This is a genomic window from Nostoc sp. GT001 (assembly GCF_030382115.1).
GTDB lineage: Bacteria > Cyanobacteriota > Cyanobacteriia > Cyanobacteriales > Nostocaceae > Nostoc.
In genome coordinates, this window is the sequence record NZ_JAUDRJ010000003.1 from 2,928,717 (window position 1) to 2,943,889 (window position 15,173).

The following is a 15,173-nucleotide window of genomic DNA, read 5'->3' on the forward strand; positions in this document are numbered from 1 at the left end:
AACCGTGCTTACGAGTTTCCAGGTACACGGCTCTCCAGTACTCTGTTATCGCGAGACTTGTTGAGATATTGGTTTACCAGCGTGTATTGCATCATGGCATTGAGGGCAAACCATGAGAGTTTTTCTTCTACGTGCGGACATGATTTGCATCCATTGCGGTTTTTCTTTCTTGCCTTTAATTTTGAGGTCTTTAAGGGCATGAATATGGTGAACTTCAATATCACCTGTTGCCCCGCAAATCTCACATTCCGAAGCAAGAAGCCGTTTAATCAGTTCATTTCTGAACGCGGGTTTTCGCACTCGTGGCAAATCTTCTATGGTTGCTTTTAAGTTGCGTTTTAATTGTATGCCCCCGAAACGAGTTACCAAGGGTTTCTTACCTTCTACTGGGACGGTTATTTCAACACACTTTCTCCTTCCTTGTGGAAGTTTTACCGTCTTCTGGTACTTGGCGCAGATTTTGGCTACGCTAGTTTTGTGTTTACAGGCAAGGGTTTTCATTAACGAACTCCACATAACCCATTGGAGTTTACGGAGCCATGCAATGTTTTGAGCAAGGCTGTAGAATTGTACGTAGCCTCTGAGTTCTGATTGGTAAATGTTAATGATAGTAAAATCATCGTCATTTATTAACTCAGGACGATGAATGGGTTTGCCATTCCTCATATAAAGAGCGCATTTTCCTTCTACAAAACTTGCTGGGATTCTTAGTGCAGTAATTCCATTAAGTGAGCGTTTACCATTGGTATGCTTATTGTCGGAATATTGAACTAAGATTTCGTAACCTAAGAAGTTCGCTGCTTCATTTCTGGCATTAGTAATTAAGGTCTTTTCTGCTGACATTTCTAACTGAAGATTGTCGGCTAGGAATGTCTTTAGTTTTTCCTTAATTTCTTTTGCTTCTTGAAGTGAACCAATGAAACCAAGTAGAAAATCATCAGCATAGCGGACGTAATTTAGCCTTCTGTATTCTGGGTCACGGACATCTTTGGAGGGCATTTTCTGGTATTTAATCTCCAGTTGACGCGCTTTATCGAATTGTCCATTTTTCCTGTAATACCAAGCAAGTTTTACGAGCCTTGAATACTCTCGATTTTCTGCCCGACATTTACCTCGTGTATATTCTGGAATGACTGTCTGTTCGACAAAATTATCTAGCTTATCAAGGTAAATATTTGCGAGTATGGGTGAGACAATCGACCCTTGTGGCGTTCCACTCAGTGTAGAATGGTATCTCCATTGCTCACAGTAACCTGCCGTTAATAAGGTTTCAATCAATCTCAAAAATCGATTATCTTGGATTTTCTCACGGAGAATTGACATTAAGATTTTCTGATCTATATTGTCAAAACAACCACGGATATCTCCTTCAATAAACCATTTGGTTCCTTGCCAAGTGCGGTCTATTACTGTTAATGCAGTATGGCATCCACGCTCTTGTCGAAAACCATGACTGCTGTTAGAAAATTGGGGTTCGTAGTACGCTTCTAATATCAAACGTATTACTTCCTGAACCAATTTATCGTTCCAAGTGGGAATGCCCAGTGGTCGCGTTTTCCCATTTTTCTTGGGAATATTAATTCGCCGTACTGGTGTCCATCGAAAACGTTCATAGCGAATATCTTCTATGAGGTTTTCAATCTTTTTGATGGACATCCCATCCACAGTCTCTGATGTAACTCCTTGCGTCATTGCCCCATTATTTTTGTAAATGCGACTGTACGCCAAGAGGTACAGGTTAGGATTGAAAAGTTGCCTGTAGACATCATCCAGAGGTAAACCACGATTTCCTCTGTCTCGGATTACACTTAAAACCGTTTCGGCGTTTCGCATCTCGCGTACCTCCCGATATAAGTGTGAAGAATACCTGTTCTCCTTTGCCATGTAAGCGGCTTTCCCGCTCTCGGACTACTATGAGAACTCTGTAACCATAGGGGTCGCCCCCCGTAAGTCATCCCGCGCTTTATTAACTCGATACGTAGTAGTGTGATTTAGGTGTCCCATTCATTCGTTAAGCCATCTCATCGCTGGCTGACTCCGTTTGAAGAAGTTGTGTGGTTCAAATGTTTAAAACTACACACAAACGATTATTCCTGTTAGGCGTTGTAGGAATAGGCAATCGAATATACCGTCAGAATTAGGCTTCAGGTAGTTTAACCTTCACCCTGTCACACAAGTCTTGCCGGACTCTAGTTTTAACGCCTTCTCTCTATTTCCGGCTTTACCAACATGCGGTTGTTCCTTTTGTCTTTCGACTCTAGGTAAGTTGGTTGACTTAGAGATGTTCTTCTTAATCTCTCCCAATTTGATTGGGGATACCGCGTTAACTGTCACGGCGCACGCACTTCTCGATATCGAGTTCGATAACTCGTTTCTCTATTCCGTTAGCGTTTGAGCTTAGGTTGCTAAAGATGTACTTTTGTGCATCATGGGCAGAGCGCCCAGTTCTAAACCCATAGCTCCTAGCGTGGAAGGTGGCTTCGTGCGCTGGTTCGAGTGCATATTTTGCGAGGCATTGCCAAGCTCTATCCGCGATGGTTGGTATCTTAAGCATTCTGGTTGTCCCGTCCTTTTTAGGGATGGGGATTTCCCGTAATCCTTGATGCTTCCAATTTCCGCTATTCATTTTCAGTAGTTCTTCTAAATTGAAGCGTTCCTCAAATGAAAGGGATTTCTTACCATCAATACCAGCCGTCTTCTTACCAGCATTTAGCTGAGATACTTGTCTAATTGCAAGAAATCGAGCCGAGGTGGATTTTAGAATAAGCTTTTGGAGTGACCTAGCTTTCCGCTTGTCTCCAACTTGAACCGCTTTGTACACGCGCTTTTGAAGGCGGAAAAGGTTACGGCGGAATTTCTTCCACGGTAAAGCTCTCCAAGATTCACTAGTATGTCTACTGTGTCTAATCATTTTCTCTTCGAGAGTTTGTGTATTCTGAACACCTCAGACCAATTACGGTCTGTCCTACCCGAATTGTGGGGATTCCTCCGCTCGTCTGGGCTACTTTGGGGTTCGACCGCCCCTAGACCCACAATTCGTTTTTATTCGTTCCCTCGGAGAGATTGATTGTTCCTTTAGGTGTAGCCAATTCAACCATTGGATTCCCTGGACTCTTGCCGCTTCTAGAAAAGTGATGCGGCGGGAATAATCTCCAATGAAGTCAGGGTTTTTTGTGTTGCGCCCCGCTTTCAGGTAGGTCACTTTTATAGGCTCTGTTTCACCGTGGGAACTCCCTGTTAGCGCCAGTGTCAACCCGCAACGGTCGTCTGGTTGCGCCCTGTTCCCAGCTTCACTCTACAAGAACCGAGCTTGTTCGGTGTGGGCAGGTAAGGAGTCAATTCTGAGTCTGAATGGTAGGACTTTCACCTACATCTGACCGAGAGTTCAGCCTTTAGTGACAGTAATCTGCTGTCGGGCTGGATTAGTTATTTACGGACTGATTACCGTGATTTGCTAATCAACGAATCGCACTCTTCTTCCTGATTGGTTTCCTCGCTGGGAGTTTTCATCTCCTCCTTAAAACCTCGTAAGGTTTTGCCCAGTGCAGTCCCCAGTTCAGGAATTTTTTTGGACTGAAAATTAGAATAGCGACTATGCTAATTACAGCTATTTCTGGCCATCCCAGTCCAAACATATAAATTTCCTCTAAGGCATCTGTAATTAAATATAAACATTGATGGCTCAAATCTGATGAGTTCGCCACTGATAAGCCCTTGACCCCACAGGAGAATATACCATAGCAATGCGATTGATTTATTTGCGTATTGCGCAAGCGTGATAGGCAGAAAGTAAGGAGTTAGCCTTTTCGAGTTATACGGAGTTTTTCAAAAATCAAATAGGATTCTTATAGTACAGTATGTAGTAAACCAAACACCAATTAAAAATGAATAAAATGCAAGTATTTTTTACTTTTTTTAATTTTTAATTTCGCCTTGTAGTAGTAGTCGCTAGCTCCCAAACGTCTTTAGGCGCGTAATCCATTAAATAAAGCTTATCTTAAATTACTCCAAATTATCCAATTCAAATAATTGATTTTACTTGTATTAATTGATATTTTTTAGACATATTTTCAGCATTTTTTTCTAAACTAAAATACCGTATTCACTGCTACAGTTAGGCAGCGTCAGTTCACTTAACATTTGAAGCTAATAATAAGTTGGCAGAAATAAACACAACAATGAAGTTAAGGAATATAACGTCACGCGTCCCAATGTTTATTAATTTTTTAGTCGTGCTCCAATCCTGCAATCGGAACGATATGAATCTCTAGCCAAGAGAAGCCAGGGTGTTCCGAAATATATGACAACAGACCATACACAGGTAGTGCGGGCAGCAATTAGAAGTATTGCTGTCAATAAATTTGTACGTATTCCCTGATGTTGTACAAGCTTTTCATATCCTCACGAGATATTCCCTAAGCAGGGGAGTGGGTTAGCTCGGTATCTTCCCAAAGTTTAAAAAATAGTCAAGTAAAATTAAGAATGATGTTGGACACTACTCACAAGCATTTAATTCTTGGGGCTGGTTTTGTCGGATTAAGTATGGCTGAAGCGCTCAAGAGCGCGAGTATTGCCTACGACCAAGTTGATGCTAGCGATGACATTGGTGGAAATTGGCATCATGGTGTGTATGAAACTGCACACATTATTTCATCACGGAAGATTACCCAATTTACCCATTTCCCTATGCCGGATAATTATCCGGATTTTCCCAGCGCTCAAAATATACGGGATTACTTAAACTCCTTTGCTGACCATTTTGAGTTACGTAAAAATATTGAATTGAATCGTCAAGTTAGCTACGTGCGGCCTGTTGAGGATAATCTCTGGGAAGTTACCTTTGATAATGGGGAACAGCGAATTTACAAAGGGATTATTATTTGTAATGGTCATCACTGGTGCAAACGTTTTCCCGAATTCTCAGGAGAATTTGATGGGGAGATAATTCACTCCAAAGATTATAAAAATTCCCAGCAACTACGTGGAAAGAGAGTTCTGGTGATTGGTGGAGGGAATTCAGCTTGTGATATAGCCGCAGAAGCAGCTAGGGTGGGAGCTAAATCTGTGTTGAGTATGCGTGAATCTGTGTGGTTTATTCCCAAAACCTTTGCAGGTGTTCCAATTTCCGATTTAACTGAATGGTGGATGCCACAATGGTTTCAGCGGTTGATGACTTATTTAATTATTTTGCTGACTTTCGGTAAGCACAAAGATTATGGTCTACCCGAACCCAAATATCGCATTTTTGATAAGCACCCAACCTTAAATAATGAGGTTCCTTACTATATTAAACACGGTCGCATTACCTATAAACCAGAGGTACGACATTTAGATGGCGGGGAAGTTGAATTTGCAGATGGTAGCCGAGAAAGCTTTGATTTAATTGTTTGTGCAACTGGTTTTCATCTTGCCTATCCATTTTTAGCTCCAGAACTGCAACGGGTGAAAGGAGCAACAGTGAAATGTTATGGAGGGTCATTTCTTGAAGATTACAAAGGAATTTACTACATCGGTTGGGGACAAGCTAGAGGAGGTGCTGGTTCTGTATTGTCCGCTTTTGCACCCATATTTACCCGTTTTCTGAAACTCCAGGATGAAATTAAAATTCCTGTAGGTCTAGCCCTCAAAAAAATGGGACAGCAACTACCGACAACCCATCTTGAAGATCCGCAAAAGATTTTTCGGGAATTAAAATTAGTCAATCTGTTTTTTGAACGGATGGTTCAAAAAGCTCACCGAATTGATTCCCAGTATTCCCAGTTTGAGAATCATCCACTCCCACCCTTGCTACAAAAATTAGTTAGTAAGATTTAGACTAAAAGTAGCCAGAAAACAACCTCAAATGTATCTACCAGTAATTCTCATAATAAGAGTAGTTATCAATAGTTTAAGAGTGATAACTAACTGATGGAGCCTAGTAAACGTTGAGAATGCTGCTGAATGATGAATTTAAAGTAGAACTGGCTACTGAAAACAAATTCTTAGGGACAGTTACAGAAAACCGGGGATAGCTTAAAAGTCTTATCGTGTAAGGATTTCTTAAGTAGTTACTTGGCGATTCCTAATACTGTCCCTTTTATTATGGCTTTTCAATGTAAGCGATCGCTCAACTAACTTCTCATTGGATTGGTAATTGGCAAACCTAAGCAATCGCTTAATTCATGAGCTAGCCATTCCAGTTCCGCTTCCGATTTAATCGCACCATCATTACCACCAAGTTGATATTTTTTTACTCCTACCCAAATATCTAATTGTGCGGGAACGGCAATTCTCGTGCCTTCAGAATCTTTTGTAAAATGCTTGGGAATGTAAACTAATTTATTAATACTTTGTCTTGGCGCTGCACGGGGACGATAAAATTTCCAAGCAAACAACTCCCGCGTTATGGCTATTTGTTCGGGATTCAGGCGTAAGCAGATGCGTCCAAAAAAATGAAAGAAAAATTTATACACCATCATCAAGCCAGCACCCCAAAATGGAAGTGAAAACAAGGCAAAGGGGATGTTGACAGGAAAGGGTGCTGAGAGTGCGCCAATTGTCCAAAATAAGATAAATGAATTCCAGACGATCGCAAATAAACCTGTAAATACTATTGATGGATCAAAACCAGCGGGTGGAACGATAATTTCTAGAGAATGTCCATTTTTAATTAGTTGAATCTTACTCCCATCTGGTTTGCCAACAACTAAAGTAGGCAAGTTTGTCGGTTGTGGTTTCTCTAAAGCTGCTACCGAAGCGATCGCAGAACTCAAACGCCGTTCTAAACTAGGTTCAATCATCCACTTTAACCAATTGCTAAAGCTGGGACTGAGATTAGCCAGTTGTTCAAACTGAATCCGAAAATCCTTTTGGGGTAAATCGGCTGGGTGAGTCCCCGTCACTAAATAAATTAAGGTTGCGCCTAAACTATAAAGGTCAGATGCTGCAACAGTGCGCCCGCCAAATTGCTCTGGTGGCATATAACCATAAGTTCCTACCACAGTTCTTGTGTCGGTTTCGCTAGCTAGGACAGTCTGCACTGAGCCAAAATCTACCAAATAAACTTGACCGACACTATTTCCAGAGCGCTCCCCCAATAAAATATTGCTAGGCTTAATATCACGGTGAATTACAGGCGGATGTAGTTCATGTAAATAAACGAGAATCTCTAAAAGTGCTTTGGCTATCTGTTTGACTTCAGCTTCGGTAAAAGTCCGCCCAGTTTGTAAACATTGCTCTAAAGTTTGTGCAGGGATATAAGTTTGTACTAGAGCAAATCCTTTGATGGTTGGTAAATTTACCTCAAAATAGTTTAAATAGCCAGGAATTGAGGGATGTGCTAGGTTTTTTAAAGTTTCGGCTTCTCGCTCAAACAACTTGAGTGAATCCCACTCAAAGTCACTGCTAAAAGAGAGTAATTTAATGACAACTAATTTCTGAGTTTGCAAATCACGAGCTAATAGCGTCCGTCGCCCGGCTTTTTTTCCTAATAGCTGCTGAACTTCGTAGCGATCGCCTAATATTTCACCAATCATTATGTTTTCTTGTAATGCTACGGTTGAAAAGTTTTATAGCTGATAGCTTTTCAATTTGGCAAATCGATATCTTTAGTATAATTGCGTAATTCTATGCCCTCCCAACTTTGGCCTTATATTACCCCTGGTATTCCCGATGACTTATTTGAGCATTTGCCAGGAATTCCCCTGAGCCAGCGAGAAGTCCGACTGCTATTGATTTCTCAACTGCGGCTAAAATCAGATTCTGTGTTGTGGGATATTGGTGCAGGGACAGGTACAATTCCGGTAGAGGTGGGGCTATTGTGTCCAGGCGGACAAATTATCGCTATCGAAAGGGATGAAGAAGTCGCTAATTTGATCAAGCGTAACTGCGATCGCTTTGATGTGAAAAATGTCGAAGTTGTTGAAGGCAGCGCCCCAGAGTGTTTACATGACCTCAAAATTACCCCTCATCGCGTTTGTATTGAGGGAGGTCGCCCCATTCAAGAAATACTGCAAGCAGCTTGGCATTATTTGCCGCCATCCGGTCGGGTTGTAGCCACAGCTGCTAATCTAGAAAGTCTATATGCTATTTCCCAGAGCTTTTCCTTATTAAGAGCTAGAAATATCGAAGTCGTCCAATCTGCGGTTAACCGCCTAGAGACACGCGGCTTTTCTCAAACCTTTACCGCCGTCGATCCCATTTTTATCCTCAGTGGTGAGAAACTGGATTAGGGAATGGGGTATGGGGCATAGGGCATTGGAAGAGGGGGCAAGGGAAGGAAGAAGACAGAGATGAGGAAGTGCGGGGAGCAGGGGAGCAATCAATTCAAAATTCAAAATTCAAAATTCAAAATTAAAGAACTTCTGCCTTCTGCCTCCTGCCTTCTCTTTCCCAATGCCCCATCCCCCATCCCCCATGCTCAATGCCCAATGCCCCATTCCCAATATTTAATACTTCTATGCCTTGGTCTCGGATTATTAGTGGAATTGTTGCGATCGCTCTTGCCCTTTCCGCAACCCTTTTGGGGGGTTGGTACTTTACCATCATCTTTGCGGTCATCATCTTTTTGGGTCAACAGGAATATTTTAATTTGGTGCGAGCCAGAGGCATCGCTCCCGCCGCTAAAACCACTATGGCTGTCAGCCAAGTATTGCTAGCTATTTGTACCCTTGATGGCAGTTTAGCTGACGCTGTGATGCCAATAGCTGGCACACTTATTTGTTTTTACCTGCTGTTTCAACCCAAATTTGCCACGATCGCTGATGTTTCCGCTTCTATTATGGGGCTATTTTACGTCGGTTATTTACCAAGTTACTGGGTGCGGTTACGAGCAATTGATAGCGCTGCTTTTAGTAATCTCCCTTTCGGAGGTTACTGGCCCACAACCTGGACAGATTTCTGGGAAAAGGCAAATTCCGCTTCTTTAGCACAAGGTTTTACAGCCACACTACTGACTTTTTTGTGTATTTGGGCAGCTGATATCGGTGCTTACACCATTGGCAAATTCTTTGGGAAAACCCGTCTGTCTGACATTAGCCCGAAAAAAACTGTCGAAGGTGCTGTCTTTGGTATTACTTCAAGTGTTGCCGTAGCCATAGCAGGAGCCTATTATCTTCACTTGCCTGAATCCGCCTTCACAGGTTTAGCATTGGGTTTGCTGATTGGTATTGCTAGTCTTTTAGGGGATCTCACAGAATCTATGCTCAAGCGGGATGCTGGAGTTAAAGATTCTGGGCAGTTAATCCCCGGTCATGGTGGTATTTTAGACCGTACTGATAGTTATATTTTCACTGCTCCTTTGGTATATTATTTTGTGACATTGCTGTTGCCGCTACTATAGCGGTTTTCAGTAACAGTTAGAGTATTGCACTTCGTTGCTATCCCGCCCGGAACTTAAGTTCCGGGCTAATAGCTCAAGTCCACTTAAGTGGACTAAAATTCTTGTTAAGTCCTCTTCAGAGGACTTAAGCTATTAGCTTTGGAAGTCTATTCCGAGGCGGGATAGCAACGAAGTGCAGAATTCTGTTTATTCTTCCTTCAATGCAATAACTTGGAATTCTATGTCCCAGGCGCGATCGCAACGAAGCCGGGGATTGTCCACCTGCTCTCTTATCCCCTGAGAGCTGCAATATCATTTAAAATAATGTATTAGCATTTTTTAATTTCATAATCATCAAGGGTTAACGTTAATCCGCCCACGACACACTAGCTTGCCTAGGATCAGCGTTAGTTCTTGGATATCGACATCTGAGCCAAGATCCAGATTGTACTCATGATTGTCCTCTAATATATCTCCCTGGTCGGGCTTGATTGGGATATGTACCAGTTGCAACTCATGCCCACTGAGTAATTGTAAGCCCAGACAAATCTCTAGAGGTGTTGTTTCACGATTGGTTACTCTCAAACCTCGCAGTATAATTTGGTTGTTCCCAAGGAGAATTTCTTGCCACTTGATTGGTTGTGACTGCGGATAATCTTTTGGTAAAACCTTAACCAAGAGATCGCTTAAAGCAGTCGATAATAAGTCTGATGAGAGAGAAGCATTCAGATCCTTCTCGTCTATGATTAAATCGCCAACCACTGGTACTGTTTCTAACAGTCGTAGAGGTTTTCCCTTGAGTACGGAACCGATATTTACCCGAATATTTTCTGCTATTAATTGAATTTGTGTAATTAGGAGACCTTGATAAACTGCATGAGTAGCAAAAACAGATACCGCAGGAATGCGTCCAGAGAAAAGTTGGCGATCGCTAGCTTTAATCTCCACTTCTAATTCAGAGATTTGGCTGGTCTGCGATCTCAACCAGAGCTTGACTGCTGTTGTGAGTACCTGCGTAATTATGCGGATTTTATTTCCACTTGTTGTTTGGGGATTTTGCTCTGGCATTTAACCAATCTGTTTATGAGTATTTGCTCTACAACCGAACCGAAATTAAATAAGCTTTAAATGTAACATTTATGCCTACTCGCTACAAAATGCAAATATCATTTAATTGATAACAGTAAATAAGCAATTTCCACATGGAGGTACGGTTACAAAAAATTCTTGCTCAATGGGGTATCGCCTCACGTCGTGAAGCCGAAGAAATGATTAGGCACTCACGGGTGCGGATTAATGGGGTATTGGCACATTTAGGTCAAAAAGTCGATCCCGAAAAAGATGCGATCGCAATTGATGGTAAGCCTGTATCCGAAAAGCAACGTCCGGCTTTAATATATCTATTGCTGCACAAACCAGCGGGAGTGGTTTCGACTTGCTACGACCCTCATCGCAGAACAACAGTCCTGGATCTACTACCGAAAGAATTACGGGAGGGTTCAGGTATTCACCCAGTTGGCCGTCTAGATGCAGACTCTACAGGAGCATTAATCCTGACTAATGACGGAGAACTGACATTTGGGCTAACCCATCCACGTCACAGTATTTCCAAGACATATCATGTTTTGGTCAAAGGACATCCTCCAGAAACAGTACTACAGACGTGGTGTCAAGGTGTGATGTTGGAGGGTAGAAAAACTAGGCCCGCTAAGGTACGCCTAATCGAACGTCGTACCGAGGAAAGCGTTTTAGAAATAGTGTTGCAGGAGGGAAGAAATCGCCAAATTCGCCGTATAGCTCAACAGTTAGGATACCCAGTAATCAAGCTGCATCGGACTGCTATCGGCCCAATTCAATTACAAACTCCAAAGGAACCCTTTTTATCAGAGGGTAAATATCGTTCCCTCAAAGATCGTGAGATTCACTTTTTGCAAGATCAGATCGCGCAACCTAATTATTGATTCAGTGGAGTTAAGGAGTGTCAGTAGGCATGAAATGGCTAAGAAAGAAGAATAAGCACCAGCCATCACTTTCATTAGAGCAACAACGAGCCGAAAAGTTGGCAGAGTTAGGCGCTCAACTTTGGGCATTGCGTCAAGAACAGGGTTTATCTCTAGACCAAGTGGTTGCATTGACTCGGATTCCCCGAAGATTATTGCAGGCGATCGAAGAAGGTAATTTAAACGATCTACCAGAACCAGTCTATATTCAGGGTTTAATCAGGCAATTTGCCGATGCACTAGGCTTGAATGGAGTAGAATTTTCTGGCACTTTTCCGATCAGTTCTGCACAAGTTAGCCCTCTCAATAAAGGGAATAATTCACCCTTGGCTCAACTACGTCCAGTTCATCTTTACTTTCTTTACATATTGCTAATCGTATGTTCTGTAAATGGGTTATCTCAGTTATTAAATAACGCGTTACTACAAGCGAGTAATAGCCCAAACCAGCCATATCCAAAACAAAAGTCTGTTGTTAAACCAGAACTAGCTCAACTAAAAGAGTCAACCCAGGTACAACCTGTCAACGATACCCTGAGTGGTGTCCAAAAGGGACAGGTTGTACAGGTTGGTGTAACTTTGAAAGCCTCATCTTGGATTCGTGTAGTAGCCGATGGCAAAACCGAGTTTGAGGGTATCCTGCCAGAGGGAACTCACCGAATTTGGAAAGCCCAAGAGCAACTGACAGTGAAAACTGATAATGCTGGCGGTGTGTTGGTGAGCGTCAATCAAGAGAAGGCCAAGGAAATGGGAGAACCAGGGAAAGAGGAAGAAGTTAGGATTGCTGCTGCAAAGCCTAAGTTTTGAAATATGGTTTATGGGGCATTAGGCATGGGGCATGGTGAAGAGGACAAGGAGACAAAGAGAATTGGGGACAAGGGGAAAGACTTGTTGCAGTTTCTAACTTTTCTCACCTTGTCCTATGCCCCATGTCCCATACCCCATGCCCTACTCAGCCACTTCTCACTGGACTTCTGGGGCGCGTCCATTGAGTCTGGTAAGAACTTTCAAGCGATCGCGTAATTCGTCTGTTAATGCTCCTGCTTGATAGCGCCACTCCCAGTTCCCCTCTGCAACACTAGGAAAATTCATCCGCGCTTCGTTTCCTAATCCCAAAACATCTTGCAAAGGAATAATCGCTTGATTGGCAATAGAACTCAAAGCTAGGCGAATTAAATCCCATTGGATGCCTTCAGGACTAATACAACCTAAATAGAGCCATAAATTATGCTTTTCGTTGTCATTAGCTGAATTAAACCAGCCTACAGTTGTGTCATTATCGTGAGTGCCTGTATAAACTACAGCATTTCGCGGGTAATTGAATGGTAAAAATGGATTAGCAGGATCGGAACCAAAGGCAAACTGCAAAACCTTCATTCCCGGAAATTCATACTTGTCTCGCAGCGCTTCTACCTCTGGTGTAATTACTCCCAAATCTTCCGCCAAGACGGGTAGCTTGCCCAACTTCTCTCTAATCGCTGCAAAAAAAGCATCTCCAGGCGCTTCTATCCATTTCCCATTCATGGCAGTTTCTTCACCTTGGGGCACAGACCAATAAGCCTCAAAGCCTCGGAAGTGGTCAATGCGAATTATATCTACATAATCCAGCATTGCCTCAAAGCGCTGTACCCACCATTTAAAGTCTTGTTTTTGCAATTCTTCCCAGTTATAAACCGGGTTTCCCCACAATTGACCTAGGGCGCTAAAGTAATCTGGTGGAACTCCTGCCATTTGTGCTGCTTGTCCAGTCTCTTCGTCTAAGCAAAAAATATCGGGATGCGCCCACACGTCAGCACTATCATGAGCTACGTAGATGGGGATATCGCCAATAATGTCAATGCCGCGCATATTAGCGTAGCTTTTTAGGTCAGACCATTGGCGGAAAAACTCAAATTGGACGAATTTGTAATAATAAATCTCTCCATTGAGCCGATGCTGTGCTTGCTCCAATGCTTGGGGATCGCGCTTGACAAATTCCGGCTTCCATGCGTGCCAGTTTGCATTCTCATTGGCATCTTTTAGCGCCATAAATAAGGCGTAATTATCCAGCCAATAGGCTTTACTATCGCAAAAACCTGCAAACTCTTTCTGCTGGATGGGCGTAGCATTGGCTCTAAAGTTGTCACAGGCTTTTTTGAGTAGCCCAATCTTAATTGGCACAACTCGATTGAAATCTACCTTTTCTTCCGGAAATCCTGGTAAATTAGCAAAGTCTTCTTCAGATAGTAAACCTTCTTCTAAGAGTTTTTCTGGGCTAATTAACAGAGGATTTCCTGCCATTGCGGAGTAGCACATATACGGAGAATTCCCGTATCCAGTGGGGCCCAGTGGTAAAACTTGCCAATATTGTTGATGGCTCTCTTTAAGAAAATCAATGAAGTTATAGGCTTCTAAGCCTAAATCCCCAATGCCAAATCGACTGGGAAAGGAAGTAGGATGCAGCAAAATTCCACTGGATCTAGGAAAAGGCATAAATAACCTGAATTATGAGAGGGAGCAATTGTCTGATGGAGACGCGATGCGATTGCCCAAGGGGCAGTGGCAAAGCCAACGCATCGAATTTATCACGGAACAGTATTTGCAGGGGAAATCAAGTAAACTCATTTTGTTTGTCCTTAGTCATTTGTCCTTTGCTCTTGACTAATGACCAATGACTAATGACTAATGACTAATAAATATGACTTACCGAAATCCTACACCGACAGTTGATATCATCATTGAACTAGTAGATCGACCTCATCGGCCAATAGTGTTAATTGAAAGACATAATCTACCTTTAGGTTGGGCTATTCCTGGTGGTTTTGTAGATTATGGCGAAGCGGTGGAAGGAGCAGCGCGGCGAGAAGCTGAGGAAGAGACGGGTTTGCAGGTAGAATTAGTTGAACAATTACTGGTATATTCTGACCCAAATCGCGATCCTCGTCAGCATACGATTAGTATTGTGTTTTTGGCGACAGCGAAGGGTGAACCAAAGGCTGGTGATGATGCTCAGGGTGTAGGCATTTTTGAGTATTGGTGTGTGCCTGGTAATTTATGTTTTGACCACGATCGCATTTTGCGCGATTATTGGCGATATCGGCATTATGGGATACGTCCGAGGTTGGGGTAGGAGAGGATGTCAAAGCCAAGATTCTAACGCTAAGGCTTGTACTTGTTATATCCTTTGAAAATCGCTGTCCGCTGAGATGACGGTGAGGTTATAGTGCAGAGCAGTTGATGCTATCCACAAGTCGTTATCGCTAAAACCCAAATCTTGAACTGTAAACTTTCTACGCTTTGCTTTGTCTTTGGGGCCAAAATGTTCGACAATTTCTCCTTTGAGGGTACCGTAAACATCGGCAACCTCTCCACTAATGGGATAAAGGTCAATGGTTTGCAAAAAAGTTTTGACAAATCGAAGATTTGCTTGTTGTTGAGAAGACTTTTGCACCATGTAAAGTAGTTCACCTTGCACAATAACGCTAGTTGCAACCCCTAAGCCAATGTGTTCTTGTAACCGACGAATGACGTTTGTTTCTCCAAAAATGATCCGGCTACAATGGTTGGTATCTAGGAGGTACATTACTAAAATTCAGATGGGGAACGGGTTTCGTAAACAAGCTGCAAGCACTCCTCAAAATCATTCCCTTGCCAGGTTCCGGCAAATTTTAGTAAATCTTCTGCTTTAGAGCCTCTAAGAATTGGTGTTGCTTCCTGTATTTCCGGTTGTGTTTGATGACTGGAAGTATCATCATTTTTTTCCGTTGACAGGTCAAGAGAGATTTCCTCGGTTTCTGGTTTTGTCTTGAGAAAACGCAAAAAATCTAGTGTTTGGGCTAGTAGAACATCTGAGGATGATTCAATTTCTTGAAGCAGTAGTTCTTTAATATTCATCCT

At 42.5% G+C, this 15,173-nt stretch carries 12 protein-coding genes and 2 pseudogenes; 6 read left to right on the forward strand and 8 right to left on the reverse strand.

Annotated elements, in window-relative coordinates; all coding sequences use genetic code 11:
* Positions 1-45: 45 nt before the first annotated feature.
* From QUD05_RS15300 to QUD05_RS15310, 3 genes and pseudogenes are all read right to left on the reverse strand, one after another.
* On the reverse strand, positions 46-1,833 hold the full coding sequence (locus tag QUD05_RS15300; protein ID WP_289794279.1) for a reverse transcriptase domain-containing protein: 1,788 nt from the start codon (positions 1,831-1,833) through the stop codon (positions 46-48).
* A gap of 499 nt (positions 1,834-2,332) precedes the next feature.
* A pseudogene (locus QUD05_RS15305) lies at positions 2,333-2,911 on the reverse strand (reverse transcriptase N-terminal domain-containing protein); the annotation flags it as partial.
* Between the two features lie 530 nt (positions 2,912-3,441).
* Positions 3,442-3,635 (reverse strand): annotated as a pseudogene (locus QUD05_RS15310) (twin-arginine translocase TatA/TatE family subunit).
* An 847-nt stretch (positions 3,636-4,482) separates the two neighbouring features.
* Between QUD05_RS15310 and QUD05_RS15315 the strand changes: the two are divergent.
* Positions 4,483-5,814 (forward strand): flavin-containing monooxygenase, encoded by a 1,332-nt coding sequence (locus QUD05_RS15315; RefSeq protein WP_289796807.1) that lies wholly within the window; start codon positions 4,483-4,485, stop codon positions 5,812-5,814.
* Between the two features lie 296 nt (positions 5,815-6,110).
* On the opposite strand, the gene QUD05_RS15320 is transcribed toward QUD05_RS15315, so the two are convergent.
* On the reverse strand, positions 6,111-7,514 hold the full coding sequence (locus QUD05_RS15320) for a serine/threonine protein kinase (protein ID WP_289796808.1): 1,404 nt from the start codon (positions 7,512-7,514) through the stop codon (positions 6,111-6,113).
* Positions 7,515-7,607: 93 nt separating this feature from the next.
* Between QUD05_RS15320 and cbiT the strand changes: the two genes are divergently transcribed.
* Both cbiT and QUD05_RS15330 read left to right on the forward strand, forming a co-directional pair.
* On the forward strand, positions 7,608-8,210 hold the full coding sequence (cbiT, locus tag QUD05_RS15325) for a precorrin-6Y C5,15-methyltransferase subunit CbiT (protein WP_289796809.1): 603 nt from the start codon (positions 7,608-7,610) through the stop codon (positions 8,208-8,210).
* A gap of 227 nt (positions 8,211-8,437) precedes the next feature.
* Positions 8,438-9,319 (forward strand): phosphatidate cytidylyltransferase, encoded by an 882-nt coding sequence (locus QUD05_RS15330; RefSeq protein WP_289799978.1) that lies wholly within the window; start codon positions 8,438-8,440, stop codon positions 9,317-9,319.
* 333 nt (positions 9,320-9,652) lie between these two features.
* On the opposite strand, the gene QUD05_RS15335 is transcribed toward QUD05_RS15330, so the two are convergent.
* Positions 9,653-10,366, reverse strand: a complete 714-nt coding sequence (locus QUD05_RS15335; RefSeq protein ID WP_289796810.1) for an LmeA family phospholipid-binding protein — start codon at positions 10,364-10,366, stop codon at positions 9,653-9,655.
* 134 nt (positions 10,367-10,500) lie between these two features.
* Here QUD05_RS15335 and QUD05_RS15340 point away from each other — a divergent pair, with 134 nt between their 5' ends.
* Entirely contained in the window at positions 10,501-11,259 is a 759-nt protein-coding gene (locus QUD05_RS15340) for a pseudouridine synthase (protein ID WP_289796811.1), read from the forward strand.
* A gap of 29 nt (positions 11,260-11,288) precedes the next feature.
* A complete protein-coding gene (locus QUD05_RS15345; RefSeq protein WP_289796812.1) occupies positions 11,289-12,104 on the forward strand; it encodes a helix-turn-helix domain-containing protein in 816 nt (271 codons plus the stop codon).
* A 156-nt stretch (positions 12,105-12,260) separates the two neighbouring features.
* Here QUD05_RS15345 and malQ read toward each other — a convergent pair whose 3' ends face one another.
* Positions 12,261-13,769, reverse strand: a complete 1,509-nt coding sequence (gene malQ / locus QUD05_RS15350; RefSeq protein ID WP_289796813.1) for a 4-alpha-glucanotransferase — start codon at positions 13,767-13,769, stop codon at positions 12,261-12,263.
* Positions 13,770-13,974: 205 nt separating this feature from the next.
* On the opposite strand from malQ, the gene QUD05_RS15355 reads away from it, so the two are divergent.
* Positions 13,975-14,406, forward strand: a complete 432-nt coding sequence (locus tag QUD05_RS15355; RefSeq protein WP_289796814.1) for an NUDIX domain-containing protein — start codon at positions 13,975-13,977, stop codon at positions 14,404-14,406.
* A 45-nt stretch (positions 14,407-14,451) separates the two neighbouring features.
* Here the strand turns inward: QUD05_RS15355 and QUD05_RS15360 are convergent, their stop codons facing one another.
* Both QUD05_RS15360 and QUD05_RS15365 read right to left on the reverse strand, forming a co-directional pair.
* Positions 14,452-14,859, reverse strand: coding sequence for a type II toxin-antitoxin system VapC family toxin (locus tag QUD05_RS15360; RefSeq protein ID WP_289796815.1), 408 nt, complete (start codon positions 14,857-14,859; stop codon positions 14,452-14,454).
* A gap of 2 nt (positions 14,860-14,861) precedes the next feature.
* A complete protein-coding gene (locus QUD05_RS15365) occupies positions 14,862-15,170 on the reverse strand; it encodes a hypothetical protein (protein ID WP_289796816.1) in 309 nt (102 codons plus the stop codon).
* Positions 15,171-15,173 lie beyond the last annotated feature (3 nt).